At 72.5% G+C, this 20,337-nt stretch carries 17 protein-coding genes; 13 read left to right on the forward strand and 4 right to left on the reverse strand.

What is annotated here, in order from left to right; translation table 11 throughout:
* Positions 1-12: 12 nt before the first annotated feature.
* A complete protein-coding gene (locus GVL05_RS08745; RefSeq protein ID WP_131844901.1) occupies positions 13-1,641 on the reverse strand; it encodes an APC family permease in 1,629 nt (542 codons plus the stop codon).
* 224 nt (positions 1,642-1,865) lie between these two features.
* Here GVL05_RS08745 and GVL05_RS08750 point away from each other — a divergent pair, with 224 nt between their 5' ends.
* Together GVL05_RS08750 and GVL05_RS08755 are read left to right on the forward strand one after the other, a co-directional pair.
* Positions 1,866-2,885 (forward strand): phosphotriesterase, encoded by a 1,020-nt coding sequence (locus GVL05_RS08750; protein WP_132099326.1) that lies wholly within the window; start codon positions 1,866-1,868, stop codon positions 2,883-2,885.
* Positions 2,886-2,931: 46 nt separating this feature from the next.
* Entirely contained in the window at positions 2,932-4,386 is a 1,455-nt protein-coding gene (locus GVL05_RS08755; protein ID WP_159572862.1) for an aldehyde dehydrogenase, read from the forward strand.
* On the opposite strand, the gene GVL05_RS08760 is transcribed toward GVL05_RS08755, so the two are convergent.
* Together GVL05_RS08760 and GVL05_RS08765 are read right to left on the reverse strand one after the other, a co-directional pair.
* Positions 4,373-5,575: an MFS transporter gene (locus GVL05_RS08760; RefSeq protein ID WP_159572869.1), complete on the reverse strand. Its 1,203-nt coding sequence runs from the start codon at positions 5,573-5,575 to the stop codon at positions 4,373-4,375. The genes GVL05_RS08755 and GVL05_RS08760 overlap by 14 nt on opposite strands.
* Entirely contained in the window at positions 5,572-6,078 is a 507-nt protein-coding gene (locus GVL05_RS08765; RefSeq protein ID WP_159572871.1) for a RidA family protein, read from the reverse strand. Before GVL05_RS08765 ends, GVL05_RS08760 begins: the two co-directional genes overlap by 4 nt.
* Before the next feature lie 100 nt (positions 6,079-6,178).
* On the opposite strand from GVL05_RS08765, the gene GVL05_RS08770 reads away from it, so the two are divergent.
* The 5 genes from GVL05_RS08770 to GVL05_RS08790 are packed head-to-tail and all read left to right on the forward strand — an operon-like array spanning position 6,179 to position 13,562.
* On the forward strand, positions 6,179-7,420 hold the full coding sequence (locus tag GVL05_RS08770) for an aminotransferase class V-fold PLP-dependent enzyme (RefSeq protein ID WP_159572873.1): 1,242 nt from the start codon (positions 6,179-6,181) through the stop codon (positions 7,418-7,420).
* Complete coding sequence (locus tag GVL05_RS08775) at positions 7,417-8,511, forward strand: FAD-dependent oxidoreductase (protein ID WP_131922027.1); 1,095 nt, start codon at positions 7,417-7,419, stop codon at positions 8,509-8,511. Before GVL05_RS08770 ends, GVL05_RS08775 begins: the two co-directional genes overlap by 4 nt.
* Positions 8,508-10,064, forward strand: coding sequence for a gamma-glutamyltransferase (locus GVL05_RS08780; protein ID WP_159572875.1), 1,557 nt, complete (start codon positions 8,508-8,510; stop codon positions 10,062-10,064). Before GVL05_RS08775 ends, GVL05_RS08780 begins: the two co-directional genes overlap by 4 nt.
* Positions 10,065-10,092: 28 nt before the next feature.
* Positions 10,093-12,129, forward strand: a complete 2,037-nt coding sequence (locus GVL05_RS08785) for a primary-amine oxidase (RefSeq protein ID WP_159572877.1) — start codon at positions 10,093-10,095, stop codon at positions 12,127-12,129.
* A complete protein-coding gene (locus GVL05_RS08790; protein ID WP_159572879.1) occupies positions 12,129-13,562 on the forward strand; it encodes an amidase in 1,434 nt (477 codons plus the stop codon). The genes GVL05_RS08785 and GVL05_RS08790 overlap by 1 nt, the downstream gene beginning before the upstream one ends.
* A gap of 102 nt (positions 13,563-13,664) precedes the next feature.
* Here GVL05_RS08790 and GVL05_RS08795 read toward each other — a convergent pair whose 3' ends face one another.
* Entirely contained in the window at positions 13,665-14,360 is a 696-nt protein-coding gene (locus GVL05_RS08795; RefSeq protein ID WP_200849186.1) for a GntR family transcriptional regulator, read from the reverse strand.
* A 110-nt stretch (positions 14,361-14,470) separates the two neighbouring features.
* On the opposite strand from GVL05_RS08795, the gene GVL05_RS08800 reads away from it, so the two are divergent.
* From GVL05_RS08800 to GVL05_RS08825, 6 genes are all read left to right on the forward strand, one after another.
* Positions 14,471-14,971, forward strand: coding sequence for a hypothetical protein (locus GVL05_RS08800; RefSeq protein ID WP_111086474.1), 501 nt, complete (start codon positions 14,471-14,473; stop codon positions 14,969-14,971).
* 141 nt (positions 14,972-15,112) lie between these two features.
* Positions 15,113-15,874 (forward strand): amidohydrolase family protein, encoded by a 762-nt coding sequence (locus GVL05_RS08805; protein ID WP_159572881.1) that lies wholly within the window; start codon positions 15,113-15,115, stop codon positions 15,872-15,874.
* A complete protein-coding gene (locus GVL05_RS08810) occupies positions 15,871-16,443 on the forward strand; it encodes a hypothetical protein (RefSeq protein ID WP_200849187.1) in 573 nt (190 codons plus the stop codon). Before GVL05_RS08805 ends, GVL05_RS08810 begins: the two co-directional genes overlap by 4 nt.
* A gap of 113 nt (positions 16,444-16,556) precedes the next feature.
* Positions 16,557-17,162, forward strand: a complete 606-nt coding sequence (locus tag GVL05_RS08815) for a cysteine hydrolase family protein (protein WP_131922033.1) — start codon at positions 16,557-16,559, stop codon at positions 17,160-17,162.
* The gene (locus tag GVL05_RS08820) at positions 17,155-18,546 is read left to right on the forward strand and encodes an amidohydrolase (protein ID WP_159572883.1); all 1,392 of its coding nucleotides are present in this window, start codon (positions 17,155-17,157) and stop codon (positions 18,544-18,546) included. The genes GVL05_RS08815 and GVL05_RS08820 overlap by 8 nt, the downstream gene beginning before the upstream one ends.
* A gap of 110 nt (positions 18,547-18,656) precedes the next feature.
* Entirely contained in the window at positions 18,657-20,237 is a 1,581-nt protein-coding gene (locus GVL05_RS08825) for an ABC transporter substrate-binding protein (protein WP_159572885.1), read from the forward strand.
* Positions 20,238-20,337 lie beyond the last annotated feature (100 nt).

The raw sequence follows: 20,337 nt of genomic DNA on the forward strand, positions 1-20,337 counted from the left end.
GGGTTCCTTCGGTCAGGCTTCGACGGTCGCGGTCGCGGAGGCGGGTGCCTGGACGGCGGGGACCGAGGCGGTGGACGGGACCTCGGCGAGGGTGATCGGTCCGTGCGCACGGTGCCGCCGGGCCGACCACACCCAACCCACGAGCAGGACGGCGCCGATGAACAGCAGTGCGCTGTACTGCAGCCACCACGAGTTCCCGGTCAGGTCGTAGATCTCCGGGCGCGGCCAGATGAGGTTGACCGCCATGCCGATCTGGAAGGCGACGGCGAGGGCGTTGAGCGGGATGCCCCACCGGCCGAGCGTGAACAGCGGCTTGCCGTCCTCGTCCACGCCGGCGGGGAAGCCGGACCGTCGGAGCCGGATGCGTTGGACCAGCAGGGGGCCGGTGACGCCGAGGTAGGCCAGGTAGAGCATCGCGATGCACAGGCTGGACAGGGCGGTGAAGATCGCGGACTGACCGATGTTCACGGCGAGTGCGAGGCCGGCACCGACACCGACGACGATCGACGCGGCGATCGGTGTCCCGGTCCGGGGTGAGACCCGAGCGAGCGTGCGGTGGAAGGGCAGGGCCTTCTCGCGGGCCATCGAGTAGACCATGCGCGCACCGGCGGTCTGCACGGCGAGGGTGCAGGCGAACACGGCGACCGCGACGGTGCAGAGCAGCAGCCGGCCGAAGACGTCGCCGAGCGTCGAGGTGATCACCCATGCGAGTCCCTGCGTCGCCAGCTTGCCGTCGGTCAGGCTCGGGGCGGCGACCAGGGCACCGATGATGAGCAGCCCACCGCCGAGGCCGGAGACGGTGAGCGCGCGGACGATGGTCTTCGGGGTGGTCCGGCGGGGGTTGTGCGTCTCCTCGGCGAGCTCACCGGCGGAGTCGAAGCCGACCATCACGTAGGCAGCCATCAGGGACGATGCCAGGAACGCCCAGACGTACGGTTCGGTGCTCGTCGAGCCGGCGGTCGTGAACACCACCGCAGGGCTGCGGTGCGGCAGCAGGAAGAGCGCGCCGATGAGCACGACGACGCCGATGATCTCGATCAGCACGCCGAAGCTCGTGACCCGCGCCATCAGCCGGACGCTCGTGATGTTCACCAGGGTCGTCACGACGAGCATCACGATGCCGAGCACCACCGCGTTCGCAGCACCGGTCGACGAGGCGAGGGAGGGGTCGGCTCCGGGGCCGCCGACGACCTGGAACCCGTTCCAGATCGCAGGGAGCACGGCCTGCACCGCGATGGCTGCGACGGCCACGGTGAGGATCTGCCCGATGATCATCGTCCACCCGGTGAACCACCCGAAGCGCGCGCCCGCCAGACGACTGGACCATTGGAAGATCGCGCCCGAGATCGGCCACCGGGCGGCGAGCTGCGCGAAGTTCAGCGCGACGAGCAGCTGGCCGCCGAAGACGAGCGGCCAGGCCCAGAAGAACGCGGCACCGCCGAGTCCGAACCCGAGGCCGAACAGCTGGAAGACGGTGGTCAGGATCGAGACGAACGAGAACCCGGCCGCGAACGACGAGAACGAGCCGACCCCGCGGTGGAGTTCCTGCTCGTAGCCGAGTCGGGCGGAGCCCTGGGTGTCGACGGGGTCGACGCTGGACGTGGCGCGCGGTGCGTGGAGCGGTGACTCTGGAGAGCGCATGGCTGCAGACCTTTCGCGGAGTACCTGTCGGGCGACAGGTAGTGCGACCAGTGTCGTGCGGACCCGTGTCGCCGTCGTTGCCCGGCTGTTTCGGGCACGTGACGGAAGGGGACCGCGTGTAAACGTTCGGAGTCGAGCGAGGAGCTCGGCGACACGTGTGGACAAGAGGGATCCAAACCGATGTAGATTGGATCCGTCAAGTCCGCCACCGCGAAAGGCACGTCGTGATCCAGACCGTCCTCGGCCCCGTCGAGTCGTCCGGGATCGGTGCGGTGTCGATGCACGAGCACCTGCTGACCGACGCGAGCGCCCTGCAGCGGCCCGGTGTCGAAGCGCTGGAACCGAGCCTCGCGGTCACCGCGGACCTGGCTGCCGCCCTGCGGTGGAGCCAGCTCGCACTCGCGGACAACCTGCGCCTCGACGACGTCGACCTGCTCGCCGACGAACTCCGCACCGCGCGGAACAGCGGCCTCGGGCTGGCCGTCGACCTGAGCTCCCTCGGCTTCGGTCCCGACCACGCCCGGCTGCCCGAGCTGTCACGGGCGAGCGGCGTCGGGATCGTCGCCGGATACGGGGCCTACCTGCCACGACTGCTGCCCGAGTGGTACCTCGACCTGGACACCGACGGGCGACAGGGGCTCTTCGAACGGGCACTGACGGACTCGGTACCCGGCACCACGTACCGCGCCGGGCTGCTCGGCCTGATGGGGACGACGACGGCGTTCGCGACCGCCGACGGACTCGAGGAACGCCGCAGTCTCACGGCGGCTGCACGAGCGGCGGCGACCACCGGCGCGGCCGTCGTCGTCCGGCTGGCCGCCGACGCCCGGAACGGCCTCGAGGTGCTCGCGCACGTCGTGGCCGAGGGGGTCGACCCGAGCCGGGTCGTGTTCTCGACCGTCGACGAGTTCCTCGACCTGCCCTACCTGCGCGACCTCGGCCAGGCAGGAGCCGTGCTCGAACTCTGCTTCGGCAACGAGGGCTCGCACGTCGGTCGCATCCGCAACGCCAGCGATCCGCAACGGCTCGACGCCTTCCTGGCCCTGCGCGAGAGCGCCCCCGACACCCGCTGGGTCTTCGGTCACGCCACCTGGACGAAGGGCCAGCTCCGTCGGTACGGCGGACACGGCCTCGACCACCTGACCGCCCGGGTCGTCCCCGGCCTCCGCGCACTCGGCGTACCCGACGAGGTCCTCACCCGGATCACGGTCGATGAGCCCGCTCGACTGCTCGACCGTTCCTGACCGAGCACCCCGACCCACCGCACCCACGTCCCACGGAGGAACCGTCATGAGAGACACGCTCGCACCCCTGGCCCCGCTCGAGCCGTTCCTCGTCGACGGCACCTGGACCGCACCCGACGGCGCCGAACTCCTCGACGTGCTCGACCCCGCCACCGAGGTGCTGCTCACCCGGGTGCCGCAGGCCGGTCCCGCCGACGTCGACGCCGCCGTGGCCGCCGCGCGCCGGGCACACGAGGACCGCCGGTGGAGCGGGATGAGCCCGCACGACCGCAGCCGCATCCTGAACCGCGTCGCGGACCTGATCGAGGAGCGGCTCGAGGATCTCGCCGTGCTCGAGACCCGCGACAACGGCAAGCCGATCGAGCGCTCCCGCGCCGACACCGCGACCTCGGCCCGGGTGTTCCGCTACTACGCCGGCGCTCCCTCGCGCCTGACCGGCACGGTCGTCCCCGTCGACGGCGGAGCGCACCACGTGTACACGACCCTCGAACCGGTCGGCGTCGCGGCGCTCATCCTGCCCTGGAACTTCCCGATCATGACCGGCGCGTTCAAGCTCGCACCGGCGCTCGCCGCGGGCTGCACGGTGGTCGTCAAGCCGGCCGAGCAGACCCCGCTCACGATGCTCCGGGTCGCCGCGATCTGCGAGGAAGCCGGTGTGCCCGCCGGCGTCGTCAACGTCCTGACCGGTGACGGCCGGGTCGGTGCCGCGCTCACCGCGCACCCCGGTGTCGACAAGGTCTCGTTCACCGGCAGCACCGAGGTCGGCCGCAAGGTGATGACCGCCGCGAGTGCGGACTTCAAGCGCCTGACCCTCGAGCTCGGCGGCAAGAGCCCGAACATCGTGTTCGAGGACGCCGACCTCGACGCCGTCGTCCTCACCGCCATGCGTGCGTCGTTCGGGCACTCCGGCCAGATGTGCACCGCGGGCAGCCGCCTGCTCGTGCAGCGGTCGGTCCTCGACGAGGTCACCGAGCGCCTGGTCGCCGCCGTCCGGAAGGTCCCCGTCGGCGACGGGCTCGACGGCGGGATCACCGTCGGACCGCTCGTGTCCGAGGAGCAGCGGCAGCAGGTGCTCGGGTACATCGAGCAGGGCAAGGCCGAGGGGGCGACGGTCGCGGTCGGCGGCGGCGTGCCCGAGCGCCCGGGCTACTACGTCGAGCCGACGCTCTTCACCGGCGTCTCGAACACGATGACCATCGCGCGCGAGGAGATCTTCGGGCCCGTCGTCGGTGTCATCCCGTTCGACGACGAGGACGAGGCGATCGCCATCGCGAACGACCAGACGTACGGCCTCGCCGCCGGGGTCTGGACCCGCGACCTGTCCCGCGCCCACCGGATGGGCCAGCGGCTGCACGCCGGCACCGTGTGGGTGAACACCTACAACCTGTTCGACCCGGCACTGTCCTTCGGCGGGGTCGGCGAGTCCGGCCTCGGTCGCGACCTCGGCGAAGAGGCCCTGCGCGCGTTCTGCGAGTCGAAGAGCGTCGTCATCGCGCTCTGAGGTCGCGACCGGTGCCGCCGCCGTCGTGCCTGCCGAGTGCGGGCACCGCGGCGAGCTGCAAGGCGGCGAGGACGACGAGCGCCCACCCGGAACCGACCGCCGACACCAGGACCCCGCCCACGAGTGAGCCGACGGCGTAGCCCGCGCTGGTGACGGCCGAGAAGACGCCGACGCCGGTGGCCCGGGTGCGGTCGTCGAGCGTCCGGGTGCTCAGGATCGTGAGCGTCGGGAACAGCGGCGAGTACCCGGCACCGACCAGGACGGCACCGGCGGCCGCGGTCGGGAAGTCGTGTGCGACCGCGAGGACGACCAGCCCTGCGGCGAGGACGACCAGGGCTCCTCGTGCGGTGCGGACGGGCCCGATCCGGTCCGGCAGTCCGCCGAGGAGCAGTCGCACCCCGACGACGCTCGCTGCGAAGACCGTGAAGACGTTCGCGGCCCCGGTCAGTCCCTGCGCGCCGACGCCCTGCCCGACCAGGTGCTGGATGAGGAACGCGATCATGAAGCCCTCGGCCGCCCAGGCCACGAGTCCCGCCGCGCCCGGTCGTACGACGGCCCGCAGCACCGCCGCGAGACCCGCACCGGCCGGTCGCGCCGGGCTGCGGTGCACCGGAGCCGATCCGCCCCGCGTGAGCAGTGCCACTCCGAGCCCGGCGAGCTGGATGCCGATCGCGACGACCCACACGGTGCGGTGTCCGGCCGACTGGTACAGGTTCTCGCCGACCACGGGCCCCAGGGCGAGACCGATCCAGACGGCGAGCCCGAACAGGCCGAGTGCGCGGCTCCGCTGGGTCACCGGCACCTCGGCGACGACCCAGGCAGTGAGGGCGGTGGCGGTGGCCGCGTTGCCGGCGCCGAAGACGAGCCGGCTGACCGCGAGGCTCGGGACGCTCAGCGCGACGAGCACGATGCCGAGTCCGGCTGCCGCCAGCAACCCGGCACCGAGGAGGACACGTCGTGGACCGAGCCGGTCGCTCAGGATGCCGGCGAGTGGCATCGCGCCGATCGCCACGAACCCCGCGAGCGACACGAGCAGCCCACCGACGGCGGGGTCGGCGCCGAGCTGGTCCGTTGCCACCCGTGGCACCACCGGGGTGCTCGCACCGTTGACGACGTAGCCGGCGGTCGACGCCACGACGAGGAGCCAGAACGCGGTCCCCCGCGTGCCGGTCTCGGCGAGCGGTCTCACTCCCCGGCTCGGCGGGGGCGGCACTCCAGGCTGAGCCAGAGCTCGAAGCAGGCGCTCCGTGACAGGGCGGTCGCACCGATCGACGCGCGGCCCATCCGGCCGACGTCCGGTCCGAAGACGTCGAACAGCAGGTCGCTGGCCGCGTTCGACACCTGGTTGAGCTGCTCGAACCCGGGCGGGCAGAGGACGAAGCACAGCCCGCGGGACAGCGCAGTGACCTCGTCGAGCGAGCCGAGGGCGTAGCGGATCATGCCGAGGGCGTTGACCGCGGTGTAGCGGGCCGCTTCACGAGCCTGCTCGAGGGTGATGTCGACCCCGACCGACCCCGGATGCAGCATCGTGCCGTCCCGTGACTCCGGGGTCATGCCGCTCAGCTCCAGCAGGTCGCCGGTGCGGTGGAACGCGCGGAGCGAGCTGCCGTACCGGCCACCGTAGGGCGGGTTCGCGTAGTCCGGGATGACGAGTCCGAGTTCCTGCGCGCGGGCTTCAGCGGAGTTCTCCATGGGACAACAGTATCCGGCGGTGGCGGTAATGGATACAACCTGTTTATGATGGGATCCATTCAGCGTCCGGGGGTGACGCGCACGAGGGAGGACCCGCGACATGACGATCGGTCTCGAGGACGGCACGATGGCCGCCCGGGCAGTGACGGCGATCGACGTGGCCGCCGAGCGGTCCCGCACCGCCGGCACCGCAGGGCGCCACTACTTCAACGCGGCCGGCGCGGGCCTGGTCAGCGACGGCGTCCTGGAGGCAGTGGTCACCCACCTGCGCCGGGAACAGCGGGTGGGTGGGTACGAAGCCGCCAACCAGGTCGCCGACGAGGTCGCCGGCGTCTACACCGCGGCCGCCACCCTGCTCGGGTCGGCGCCGGACGAGATCGCCCTGTTCGACAGCGCCACGAGCGGCCTGCGCGGTGTCTTCGACGCGCTGCGGCTCGGTGCCGGGGACACCGTCGTCGCACCCCGCTCCAGCTACGTCAGCCAGGCGCTCCGGTTGTTGGCCATGCAGCGGCACGACGACGTGCGGCTCGAGGTCGTGCCGAGCGACGCCACCGGTGCCATGGACCTCGAGGCCCTGGACCGCGCCGTCGCCGGAGCGAGCGGCCGTGTCGTCGTGAGCGCGGTGCACGTGCCGACCTCGTCCGGCCTCGTCGAACCGATCGCGGAGATCAGCGCCGTCGCCCGTCGCCACGGCGCCCTGACCGTCGTCGACGCCACGCAGTCCGTCGGCCAGATCGACATCGACGTGCGCGCCGTCGACTGCGACGCCCTCGTCACCACCGGCCGGAAGTTCCTGCGTGGGCCGCGCGGCACCGGGATCGCCTACCTGCGCCGCGGGATGCTCGAGGGCGTCGGTGCGTGGGCGCCGGATGTCCGCGGAGCCGTCTGGACCGGCGAGGATGAGTGGACGATGGACGGCACCGCGCGACAGCTCGAGACGTGGGAGTGCTCCGTCGCCGCACGGCTCGGCCTCGGAGTGGCGCTGCGCGAGGCCCTCGACCGCGGGCCGGCGGCGACCGAGGCACACCTGGTCGGCCTCGGCGCCCACCTGCGCACCGCGCTCGACGCCGTGGACGGCGTCACCGTGGCGGACCCGTCCGCGTCAGCGTCCGCGATCGTCACCTTCACGGTCGACGGCGTCGCCGGCAAGGAGGTCTCGGCCCGGCTCCGGCAGCGCCGCATCGACTCCATCTCCGTCCCCGCGAGCCACGCGCAGTGGGACCTGGGCGCCCGTGGCCTGCCGAGCGTCGTCCGCGTCTCGCCGCACGTGTACAACGACGACGAGGACGTCCGGGTCCTGCTCGAGGGCGTCGCGGACGTCGTCGCCGAGGTCCGCGCGTGACGGCCGTGCACGACGTCGTCGTCCTCGGACTCGGCATCCACGGATCCGCCGCCACGTACGAGCTCGCGCGTCGCGGCCTCGACGTCGTCGCGGTGGAGCGCTTCGCACCGGGGCACGAGCGCGGCTCGTCGCACGGCGCCACCCGGATGATCCGCCGCGCCTACCCACACCCGGTGTGGAACGACCTCGTCGACCGTGCGTACCGCGGGTGGGACCGCTGGGGGACCGCAGCCGGCGCGCCCTTCCTGCACCGGACCGGTGGACTGTACGCGCACCGGGGCGAGCCGACGATGCAGGGTGGGGCGAGCCTCCCGGTCGACCGCGCAGCCTGGCCGACGCTCGCGCCCTCGCTGCGTCCGCCCGAGACGTACGGCGCGGTCCACGACCCCGACGCCGGTGTGCTCGAGGCCGCACGGGCACTCGCGTTCGCGCAGTCCGCCGCCGCGGCGGCCGGCGCCGACCTGCGGTACGGCGAGACCGTGCTCGACTGGCAGGTCGACGACGGCGTCGTCACCGTCCGGACCGACGCCGGCAGTGTCCGCGCGCGACGGCTCGTGCTCGCCGGCGGCGCCTGGGCGTCGCACCTGGTACCCGAGGCCGCCGCGTTCTTCGAGGTCTGGCGCATCGTCACGCTCACCGCGCCGACGGGGCAGACCGTGGCGCAGCCACCCGCGCTCGGGTGCTTCTCGGTCGACCTGCCGGAGGGGCTCGTCTTCGGGCTCCCGGAGACCGCCGGATCCGGCGCGAAGATCGGCATCGACGCCGGACCCGTGTGGGACCCGGACGTACCCGTCGCACCGCCGACCGAGGCCGAGGTCGCGCACCTGGCCGAGCTCCTCGAAGGGTTCGTCCCCGGCATCGTCACCGACGGTGCCCAGGCAGTCGCGTGCCTGTACACGATGACCCCGGACAAGCGGTTCGTCGTCGGCGCCCTGCCCGAGCAGCCCGAGGTGCTCCTCGCCGCGGCCTGCTCCGGCCACGGCTTCAAGTTCGGGCCGGCGATCGGTGCGGCCGTCGCCGACCTGGTGCAGGGCATCGACCGCCCCGACCTCGCGTTCCTCAGCCCCGCACGGATGGTGACCACCGCATGACCGCCCCAGCAGCACCCTCCACCCGACGCGTCGCCGTCGCCGCACCGCACCCGGCCGCCCTCGACGCCGCCGCCGAGGCGGTCGCGGCCGGCGGGGACGCCATCGACGCCGCGCTCGCTGCGGCCACCGCACTGACCGTCGTCTACCCGCACCAGTGCAGCATCGGCGGGGACCTCGTCGCCCTCGTCCGTCGGCCAGGACAGCCCGTCGTCGCCGTGGTCTCCGCCGGCGCCGCACCGGCCGGCATCGACGTCGCGGCGCTCGCGCAGCAGGACCGGATGCCCCGGCAGGGTGCCCAGACCGTCACGGTCCCCGGCGTCGTCGCCGGGTGGCAGGCGATCGACGCACTCGGCGGCCGGCTCGGGCTCGGCGACCCGTTGACCCGCGCAGCACGACTCGCGGCCGACGGGGTCCCCGTCTCCGCCGGACTCGGCCGTGCGATCGCGGTCCGGACCGACGAGCTCCACGCCGATCCCGGGATGCGCGAGGTCTTCACCGACGACGCCGGGGCGCTCCTGGCCGAAGGCGACGCGCTCGTGCAGCCGGCACTCGCCGCGACCCTGACCGAACTCGCTGCCGACCCGGGCGCGATGTACCGGGGACGGATCGCCGCCTCGATCACCGCTCGGCTGCGGGAGCTCGGTGGCACCCACACCGAGGCCGACTTCGCCGCGCACGACGCCGAGCTCGTCGAGCCCCGCGGCACGACGATCGGCGGTGCCCGATGGTGGGTCGCGCCGCCACCCACGCAGGGCGTCGTGCTGCTCGGGATCCTGCCGGAAGCACTCGCCGGCGGCAGTGAGCATGGCACCGCGACCTCCGCGGCCGCCGACCTCGTCGACGCCGTGCACCGTGCCGCGCTCGTCCGCCAGGCCGAACTCGGCGACCCCCGCGGCGGCTCCATCGACGTCGCAGCGATGCTCGACCCACGCGACTCCGGTCGGGTCGGCGCACTGCCCCGCGCCGGCCGTGCCCTCGGCGACACGGTCGCGGTGACCGCTGCGGACAGCGACGGCACCGTCGTCACGCTCATCCAGAGCGTCTACCAGCTCTTCGGCTCCGGCATCCTCGACCCGGGGACGGGCGTGGTCCTGCACAACCGCGGCTCCGCCTTCAGCACCGACCCCGCGCACCCCGCCCACGTCGGAGCGGGCCTGCGACCGCCGCACACCCTGTTGCCGGTGATCGCCGAGACGGACGACCTGGTGCTCGGCCTCGGGTGCCAGGGCGGCAGCGCCCAGCCGTGGATCCTCGCCCAGCTCGCCCGTGACCTGGTCGCCGCGGGCAGTGACCCCGACGAGGTCCTCGGCCGACCGCGGTTCGTGATCGGTGCGCGCGACCTCGGGCACGAGGTGATGACGCTCGTCGCCGAACCCGGTTCCGAGGACGCGATCGCCGCGGCCGAAGCCCTCGGCCTGCCGGTCGCCCGCACCGACGGCCCCGTCGACGAGGCCGGGCACGTGCAGACCGTCCGGCTGCACGCGGACGGACACCTCGACGCCGCGAGCGACCCCCGCGCGGACGGCCGCGCCGTCGTCCTCGACGCCCACTGACCGCACGATCCACCCGAGAAGGAAGCCCATGAGCAGCACCCACGTCCTCGATCCGCTGACCTCCGTCGAGATCGCCTCCTTCGTCACCGCCGTCCGTGCCTCCGGGCGCATCGGGGCCCGGCCGCGCTTCTGGGGGATCGCGCTCGACGAGGAGACGGCCAGGGGCACGACCGCCGGTGGCGCCCGTCCGGTGCGGATCGTCGTGATGGACCCGGACGCCCACGCCGCGTGGGAGGTGCGCGGGTGGACCGCCGGCCCGGACTCGCCCGCGATCGTCGAGCTGTGGACCGACGTGGACCACCGTCGCCCCGGCGTCTCGAGTGACGAAGCACGGCTCATCGCGCAGGCCGCACGGAAGTCGCCGCTCATCATCGAGGCGCTCGCGAAGCGCGGGATCACCGACACGTCGCTCGTCTGGGTCGACCCGGAGTCGATCACGGGCTTCGTGCCCGAGGACCTCGCCGACCGCCGCCTGAGCTGGGGCACGGTCTGGTACCGCGAGTTCCCCGAGGACAACGGTTACGCACGACCCGTCGCCGGGCTCGTCCCGATCCTCGACCTCGACACCCTCGAGGTCATCCGGATCGAGGACCACGGCGTCATCCCGATGGCGAGCGAGACCGGCGTCTACACCTCCGGCACCTGGGGTCCCGACCGCGAGGTCTCCGCGCTCGACATCGTCCAGCCGAACGGTCCCGGCTTCACGATCGACGGGCACGAGGTCCGCTGGCAGAACTGGACGTTCCGTGTCGGCTTCTCACACCGCGAGGGGCTCGTGCTGCACGACCTGTCCTACCGTGACGGCGACGTCGAGCGCCCGGTGCTGCACCGTGCGGCCGTCAACGAGATGTACGTGCCGTACCTGGACAGCGACCCGACCGCGTACCGGAAGAACTTCTTCGACTGGGGCGAGTACGGCGCCGGCCCGCTCACCGCGAGCCTCGAGCTCGGTTGCGACTGCCTGGGGGAGATCCGCTACTTCGACGTCGACTTCCTGGACGGCCACGGCGAACCGCAGACCATCGTCAACGGCATCTGCCTGCACGAGGAGGACGACTCGATCCTCTGGAAGCACGTCAACACCCGCACCGGCAGCGCCGAGGTCCGTCGCAGCCGCCGACTCGTGATCTCGAGCTTCGCGACCGTGGCGAACTACGACTACGGCTTCTACTGGTCGCTGTACCAGGACGGCTCCGTCGAGCTCGAGGTGAAGCTCACCGGCCTGATGTCGGTGTCCGGCATCGCCGACGGCGAGACCCCGCGGTACGGCCGGATGGTCGCACCGAACGTGCAGGCCCCGACGCACCAGCACTACTTCGCCGTCCGGCTCGACACCGCCGTCGACGGGCCGTTGAACCGGCTGGTCGAGGTGCACGCCGAGCCCGAGCCCGACGAGGCCCTGAACCCCTACGGCAACGCCTGCATCGCGGTCGAGACGCCGATCGGTTCCGAGGCCGACGGCGCCCGGATGACCGACCCGGCCCGCGCGCTGCACTGGCGCATCGAGAGCGAGTCCGCGCAGAACCGCTACGGCGAGAGCACGGCCTACCGACTGGCGGTCCAGAACACCGCGCAGCTGCACGTCCGCCCCGGCAGCATCGTCGAGCGGAAGGCGCCGTTCGTCGCGAAGCACCTCTGGGCGAGCGCCTTCGACCCCGAGGAGCGCTTCATCGCCGGCGAGTACCCGAACCAGGGCGAGCTCGGCGACGACGGGGTGCACGTCTGGCAGCAGGCGGACCGGTCCCTCGAGAACGAGCGCCTCGTGCTGTGGCCCGTCCTCGGCGTGCACCACTTCCCGCGTCCCGAACAGTGGCCGATCATGCCCGTCGACACGATCGGCTTCCGGCTCGAACCGGACGGCTTCTTCGACCGGAACCCCTCGCTCGACGTCCCGCCGTCGGCGACCGACCACTGCGCGCCGGGTTCCGGCCACGACCACGACCACGCGGCGCACGACCACGCGGCGCACGACCACCACACCGACGCCGCGCACGACGGGCACGTCCACGCCGAGCAGCAGCACGTCCACGCCGAGCAGCAGCACGACCACGAGGGCGGCCGCTGATGCCCGCGCCCGAGCACACCCCGGAGCACCTCGCCGACTGGTCCGCCGTCCGCCTGGCCGACGCCGTCGCGAACCGCGAGGTGTCGGCGGTGGAGGTGATGCGCGCCCACCTGGACCGGATCGAGGAACGCAACCCGCGCCTCCAGGCCGTCGTCTCCCAGCAGCCCGACTCGGTCTCGTTGGCCGCGGCAGAAGCGGCGGACCGCCGCACCGCCGAGGCACGCGCCGCGGGCGAACCGCTCCCGCTCCTGCACGGCCTGCCCACCGCGGTGAAGGACCTGATGGACGTCGCCGGCCTGCCGACCACGAACGGGTCGGCGGCGTTCGCCGACGCGCGCCCCGCCGAGCACGACAGCGTCCTCGCGACGTTGCTCCGCGACGCCGGTGCGCTCATCATCGGCAAGACGAACACGCCGGAGATGGGCCAGGGCGTCCTGACCTTCAACCCGGTGTTCGGCACGACCGTGAACCCCTGGGACACCTCGCGGCACGCGGGTGGGTCCAGCGGTGGTGCCGCATCGGCGCTCGCCGGGCGGATGCTGCCGATCGCCGACGGCTCCGACAGCGGCGGGAGCCTGCGCTACCCGGCCGCGTTCTGCAACGTCGTCGGCGTCCGGCCGAGCCCGGGCCGGGTGCCGAGCGGCCGGACCGGCAACGCCTGGACGCCGCACGGCGTCACCGGCCCGATGGCGCGTGACTCCGCCGACGCGGCACGCTTCATGGAAGCCCTGGCCGTCGAGAAGACCGTCTGGCCGATGTCCGCCATGACGCAGCACCCGGTCCGACCGGTGGAGCTCGACGGCCTGCGCGTCGCGTGGAGCGAGGACGCCGGCGGCCTGCCGATCGACCCGGCCGTGCGTGCCGTGCACCGGGCGTTCGCCGAGCAGCTCGCCGGGCTCGGAGCGGTCGTCGAGGCGGACGAGCCCGACTTCGCGGGTGCGGACGAGGCGTGGGAGACCATCGAGACGTTCGAGTTCTTCCTGGGTGGGCGGCACGCCGTCGACGCCGGTGCCAGCGGGTTCCGTCCCGACTACGTCCGGAACGTCGAGCAGGGGCGCGCCACCACGGCGGCGCAGCTCGCCGATGCGTACGAGCGTCGGACCCGGATGTACCGGGACACGGCCGCGGTGCTCGACCGGCACGACGTGCTCGTGCTGCCGGCGACGCCGGTGGTCGCGCCGCCGGCCGAGGTCGAGTGGGTCGACGAGGTCGACGGCCACCGCTTCGACCGCTACTTCACGTGGCAGATGCTCGCGAACCGGCTGACGTTGACGGCGCACCCGGTCGTGGTGACCGCGGCCGGGTTCACGCCCGAGGGGCTGCCGGTCGGCGTGCAGGTCGTCGGGCGGTACGGCCGCGAGGCCCAGCTGCTCGCGGTGACGCGCGCGATCGAGGAGGCCACCGGCTGGATCCGGCGGGCGCCGGTCCTGTAGACGGCCGGCGCGGTCCGGTCGGGAGGCGCGGGTCGGCCCCGCCCCGTCGGTGCGGCGCTGAGCGGTCCGGTCTCTCGGGCCGCTTTCGCTGGTCGCGCCGGGTCAGCCGGTGAAGACGGTGGACGAGCGGCGCTCGTACCAGTGCGCCAGGTGCTCGCCGGCGCGCAGGACGTGGTCGCGCATGAGTTCGGCGGCGCGCTCGCGGTCCCCGGCGACGAACGCCTCGATGAGCTCCTCGTGCTCGCGGAAGTTCTCCTCGCGGTGCCGGGAGTTCTCGCGGAGCACCAGGGCCGAGACGTTCCGGGGGAAGGCGTCGTTGATCTCGACGAGCATCCGGGTCAGCCGGGTGTTGCCGGAGGCCTGGTAGATGAGCCCGTGGAACTGGTCGTTGTCGCTGCCCTCGCGCTGCTTCGGCTGCTCGCCCTCGGCCGCCGCCAGGGAGCGCTCGTACATCGCCTGGTTCACCGAGCGGAGCTGCGCGATGGTGGCGTCGTCGAGCCGGTCGACGGCGCGACGGGCTGCGAGCGACTCGAGCTCGGCGCGGACCTCGTAGGCCTCGCGGACCTCCCACGGCACCGGCACCCGGACCACCGCGCCACGGTTCGGCACGACCTCGATGAGGCCGCCGGTCTGCAGCTGCCGGAGCGCTTCGCGGACCGGGGTGCGGCTGATGCCGAACTGCGCGGCGAGGTCGGCCTGGCGGAGCGGTGCGCCGATGGGGATCTCGCCGGACATGATCTTCGCGCGGATCCGGGCGGCGAGGTCGTCGACGAGTGCGTTGCCGTCGCTGGTGGTCACGTCGTGGTCTCCCTCGGTACGTCGTCACAGCGAGCCCCCGCTGCGGATCCAATCCTGCCAGGTGTTGGATCCCGTTGCCGTATCCGACTCGCTCGTGATTGGATCCAATCATGTCCGTGTTGCTCGTCGTCATGCTCGTCGCAGCCGTCGGTGCGCTCGGGCTCGGCATCGCTGGCGGGCGACGGGTCGGGCCGGTCGCACTCGTCGCCGAGGCGGTGATGCTCGTCGCGATGCTCGACGTCCACGTGCCGGCGCTCCACGTGGTGCCGGCGCCGTTCTGGGCGCTCCTGCTCGGTGGATGCGCGATGGGCACGGCTGCGGTGGACCGGTGGCGTCGCCGGAGTCGCCCCGGTGGTGACCACCTGCACGCGCTCGGGATGCTGCTCGGCGCGGTGTTCGTGCTGCTCGCAGGTGGCCATGCCGGTGCCGGTGCCGGCGCGGGGCACTCCCACGGTGCGGTGCTGCTGCCGGTCGGGGTGGCGGTCGCGGTGCACGCCGGTGTGGTGCTGTGGAACGTCGTCGGCGGCCGGGTGCCGCGGGTCGAGTCCGTGCGCCGGGCGGCGTCACTGGTGAGCGTGCTGGCCATGGGCGCGATGGTCGTCGTGCACTGAGCCGGCGCGGCGGGGGTGCGTCGCGCCTCCAGGCTGCGTGTCTCGCACCCCAGTGCTACCAAATTGGATCCAATTCTGGCAGTATCGGATCACATGTGCGGGAGTTCCGCCCCACGAGCCGCCGACGAGGAGACGCCCACGATGATCATCGACGCCTACAACACCACGCAGGACCGCCGCGGCCGCAGTGACTACCTGAGCGGCGTGCGCCCGGGCGAGGAGCCGCCGGCGTACACGCCGTTCGACGCGAACCGGATCCTCGACCGCATGGACGCCGCGGGGGTCGACCGCGCCATGGTCTGCTCGCTCGCGCAGGGGATCGAGAACGACTTCCTGATGGACCTGGTCGCCGCGCACCCGGACCGGCTGTTCGGCTTCGGCCAGGTCATGCCGCAGTGGGAGAACGCGACCGACGAGATCCGTCGCTTCGCCGAGGGCGGGCTGGTCGGCCTGAAGCTGCACCCCAGCCTGCACGGCTACCACGTCGCGGACCACGGCCTGCTCGACCCGCTGTTCGAGGTCTGCGCCGAGCTCGGCCTGCCCGTGCTGATCAACGCACTCGACGACGCGTTCTGTGCACCGTTCTCGATCGAGGAGATCGCGAGGAACTTCCCGACGGTGCCGACGATCATCGCGCACATGGGTGCGGTGTGGAACGTGCCGGAGGCGATCATCGTCGCCGAGCGGAACCCGCACGTCTACCTCGAGACCTCGGCCACCCTGATGTCCGACGTCAAGCGGGCGTACGCGCGCCTCGGCGCGGAGAAGATCCTGCTCGGGTCGGAGTGGCCGGGCAGCGACTTCGACCTCGAGCGCATGAAGATCGCGAAGGCGATCCCGGACGAGGCCGACCGTGCCCTGGTCGAGGGTGGCAACATGGCGCGGATCCTGAACTGGTCGTGAGCAGCGGCTCGCCCGCGTCTGACCGACCGGTGCTCGCCGGCCCGCCGTCCGGCATGGACGCCGCGGACCAGGAGCTGCTCCGGATCGCGACCGACGTGCTCGACCGGCGGTACCGCACGGGAGTGCACGAGGTCGCCGCAGCACTCCGGCTCGCCGACGGCAGTGTGGTCACCGGGCTGCACGTCGAGGCATCGGCCGGTCGCGCGTCGGTCTGCGCCGAGTCCGCTGCGCTGAGTGCGGCCGTCGTCGCCGGGTCGCCGGTGGTGTCGGTCGTGGGGGTGCTCCGCAGGCCGGGCGGGACGAAGCACCTGATCGAGCCGTGCGGGGTCTGCGCGGAGCTGCTCGGTGACCACGCGCCCGACGCCCGGGTGTGGGTCGCGGTCGGGAACGGGTTCGGGCCGGTCGGGGTCGCCGAGCTGCTTCCCTTCCGGCGGCGGCGGAGCGCGCGGGCGGCGGCTGGAGCGGTGACGGCGCCCGCGGGGACACCGCCCGGTTCGGCGACACCGCCCGGTTCGGCGACACCGCCCGGTTCGGCGACACCGCCCGGTTCGGCGACACCTGAGGTTTAACACCGCGGAAACACCCCGGACCCCTGCGGTGCCGGATCCCGTCAGAGGATGACGGCGACGGCGCGCACCGGTCCCCACCCGCTGCACGATCCGTCCCGGAAGGAACCACCAGCATGCTCGCCGTCTCCGGCAACCCCGTCCTGATCGTCGTCGACATCCAGGGCGGAGCTGCCTCGACGATGCCCACGCCCGGCATCCCCGTGATGGGCGGCCGTGCCGAGCGCGCACCGCGCGTCCGTGACCTCATCGAGCACTGCCGCTCCTCGGGTGTGCCCGTCGTCTTCATCCAGGAGGTCCACAAGCCGGACCTCGTCGACATCGGCCGTGAGCTCGACGGCGCCGAGGGCCCGCACTGCATCGAGGGCGAGGAGCAGACCGAGCTGGCCTCGTGGATCGACCCTCGGCCCGAGGAGTTCGTCATCCGCAAGCGGCGCTACTCGGCGTTCTTCGGCACCGAGCTCGAGATCGTGCTCAAGGCGTACAGGGCCGGCACCGTCCTGCTCGTCGGCGGACTCACCGACGTCTGCATCCACTACACGGCGGCCGACGCCCACCAGCACGACTACGCCGTCCGGGTCCTGACCGACTGCGTCGCCGGGTCGAGCGAACGCGCGCACGACGCGGCACTGGAGGCGATCGGGTACCTGCAGCGGGACGCCCTCGTGACCGCTGCGGACGTGCGCACCTGGCTCGACGAGCGGGAGGCCGTCGGTGTGTGAGGCGGCCGGCCGGTCCGCGCGGCTCGTCGTCGGACACGTCCGGACGATGGACCCCGGGGTGCCGACCGCCGAGGCCCTGCTCGTCGTCGGCGACCGGATCGCGGCGGTCGGGACGCTCGACGACGTGCGGGCGGCGGCTCCGGAGGGCACGGCCGAGGACCACGTCGAGGGCACCGTCCTGCCGGGGTTCACCGACGCCCACGCGCACGCGCAGCGCGCCGGACTCAAAGCGCTGCAGCTCGTGGACGGCGACGCCGACGCCGCGACGTTCTCGGCCGCGATGCTCGCCGACGGCGACGCGGACCCGGACGCCCCGGACTGGATCGGGGACGCACCGCCGACGCTCGGGGACCGGCTCGCCGCGATCCGCCGCATCCAGCCGCTGCTGCACGCGATGGGGTTCACCGGTGTCGTCGACCCGGCCGTCACGCTGCCCGAGCTCGAGGGGTACCGCGAGGCGCACCGGCAGGGACTCCTGACCCTGCGCGTGGTCGCGATGCCCTACCCCGAGCTCGGCAGTGCAGCGGTTCCCGACGTCGATGCGGCCCTGGCGGTGCTCGACTCGATCGACGGCGTGACCGGTGACGGCGACGACCGCCTCCGGCTCGGCCCGGTCAAGGTCTACTACGACGGCGAGGGCATGAAGGGGCAGGCGCTGCTCGAACAGCCCTGGACCGGCGACGACCACGGCGTGCAGCGGATCTCGGCGACGGACTTCGCCCGTCTGGCGTCGTCGTGCGTGGCCCGGGGGTGGGGGCTCGGCGTCCACGCGGTCGGCAGCCGTGCGGTCGCCGAGGTGCTCGACGGCTTCGAGGCGGCGGAACGGGACACGGGGCGATCGGTCGCCGGACTCCGCTGCCAGCTCATCCACGCGTACCTCGAACCGAGCGTCGCGAGCGCGGACCGTGCGGCACGCCTCGGGGTCGTAGCGTCGCTGCAGCCCTCGATCGCCTGGAAGAACGCCGCCGGGCTGCAGCGCCGACTCGGCAGTCGTGTCGACGAGGTCAACCCGATGCGGACCTGGGCCGACGCCGGCGCCACGGTCGCCATGGGCTCGGACGCGCCGTACTTCCCCTTCGATCCGCGCGAGGTGGTCCCCGTCGCCGCAGCCCGTCGGATGCGCGGCCTCGACGAGCCGACCGGCCCGGCGCAGGCGATCTCGGTGCTCGAGGCGGTCGAGGCCTACACGCGCGGTGCCGCACACGCGTCCTTCGCCGAGGATCGCCGCGGCGTGCTGCGCGACGGCGCCCTGGCGGACTGGGTGCTGCTCGATGTGGACCCGGCCGCGTGCACGGTCGACGAGTTCGCCGCGGCGCGGGTCCTGCGCACCGACGTCGGCGGCGTGACGGTCTTCGAGGCCGCGGCTGGTCCCGGGCAGATGTAATCCACTCGAAACATAGTTGGATGCGGATTGTTCTAAATTGGATCCAAGTTGGACCCGACCCTGGGACTGACTCCCTGGCATCACCCCGAATCCCACTGGAGGACAGCACCATGGTGAGGAAGCGCATCCTCGTCGGCGTCGCGTTGGCGACCGCCGTCGGACTCTCCCTGAGCGCGTGCACCGCGTCCGGCTCCGCCGGCGGTGGCAGCAGCTCGTCGACCACCGACACGATCAACGCCGAGCTCTGGTACGCCCCGGCGACCTTCGACCCGGCGAAGGCGTCGGCCAGCTCCGACGTCGAGGTCGCACGACTCGGCTTCGACACCCTGCTCAGGCAGGGCGAGGGCGACGACGGCGGCTACATCGGCGGACTCGCGACGAAGTGGGACGCCGAGTCGGCGTCGAAGTACGAGTTCACGATCCGCGACGGTGCCACGTGCTCCGACGGCACCGAGATCACACCGACGGTCGTCGAGAAGTCCTTCGAGTACCTGGTCGGCCTCGACGACTCGGGTGCGCAGACCTGGAAGAACCAGGCCTTCGGCTCGGGTGACCCGAAGTTCACCGCCGACGACGCCGCCGGCACGCTGACGATCTCGCTCAGCGAGCCGTACTCGCAGCTGCTCGGCGGCCTGACCCGCCCCGGTACCGGGATCATCTGCCCGGCCGGTCTCGCCGACACGAAGGGCCTCGCGGCCGGCACCGTCGACGGCGCCTGGTCCGGCCCGTACACGCTCGCGAAGTCCTCGGCCGGCAAGAGCGTCTCCTACGCGCTGCGGTCCGACTACGACGCCTGGCCGGCGTGGAAGACAGTCACCGGTGAGCCGGCCAAGACGATCAACCTGACCGTGCAGGGCGACTCGAACACGAGCGCCAACCTGCTGCAGTCCGGCGGTGTCGACGTCGCACGCTTCTACGACTCGAACGCCGAGCGCTTCAGCGGCGACGACTACTCCACCGTGCAGTTCGCCAGCTCGGCCTACAACCTCGTGTTCAACGAGGCAGAGGGCTCCGGCTCGGTGTTCGCCGACGACCAGCCGCTCCGTGCCGCGGTCGCCCAGGCGATCGACACGAAGGGGTTCAACAACGCCGGTCTCGACGGACTCGGGGTCGAGCAGAACACGGTGAACGCGGCGAGCTACCGCTGCGCGGTGGACGACTCGTCGCTCGTGCAGTCCTACGACGCGAAGGCCGCGACGAAGGAGCTCACGGGCAAGACGATCCGCCTGCTCATCATGTCGAACTGGGACCCCGCCGCCGACTTCCTGGCGGAGTCGCTGCGGAACGCCGGTGCGACCGTGAAGGTCTCGGCACCGGACCCTGCCGACTGGACCAAGCAGATGCGCACCGAGCCCAAGACCTGGGACGTCGCCGTGGCGGCCGAGGACGCGCAGACCGGGCTGATCAACACCTCGATCGCGCGCTACGTCGGACCGACCTACGCCGAGGGCGGCACGAACGTGTCCTCGAGCGACAACCCCGAGGGACTCGCGGCCTACCAGGCGGCGATGGCCACGTCGGACGCCGACCAGCAGTGCGAGGACTTCGCCACCGCGCAGAAGTCGATCCTCGAGCGTGTCGACATGACCCCGCTCATCACGGACACGCACCGGTACGTCGCCCGCAAGGGCTTCGAGACCCACGTGTTCTCGGGCTACTGGGACGTCTCCGCGATGCGGATCGTCTCCTGATCGCCTGACCGAACGAGCACCACGCACCACGCACCACGCACCACGCAACGAGCACCACCGCACCACCCCAGCCCGGACCGGAGCACCAGGAGGACCCGCG

It is taken from the genome of Curtobacterium sp. 18060, from assembly GCF_902706105.1.
Lineage (GTDB): Bacteria > Actinomycetota > Actinomycetes > Actinomycetales > Microbacteriaceae > Curtobacterium.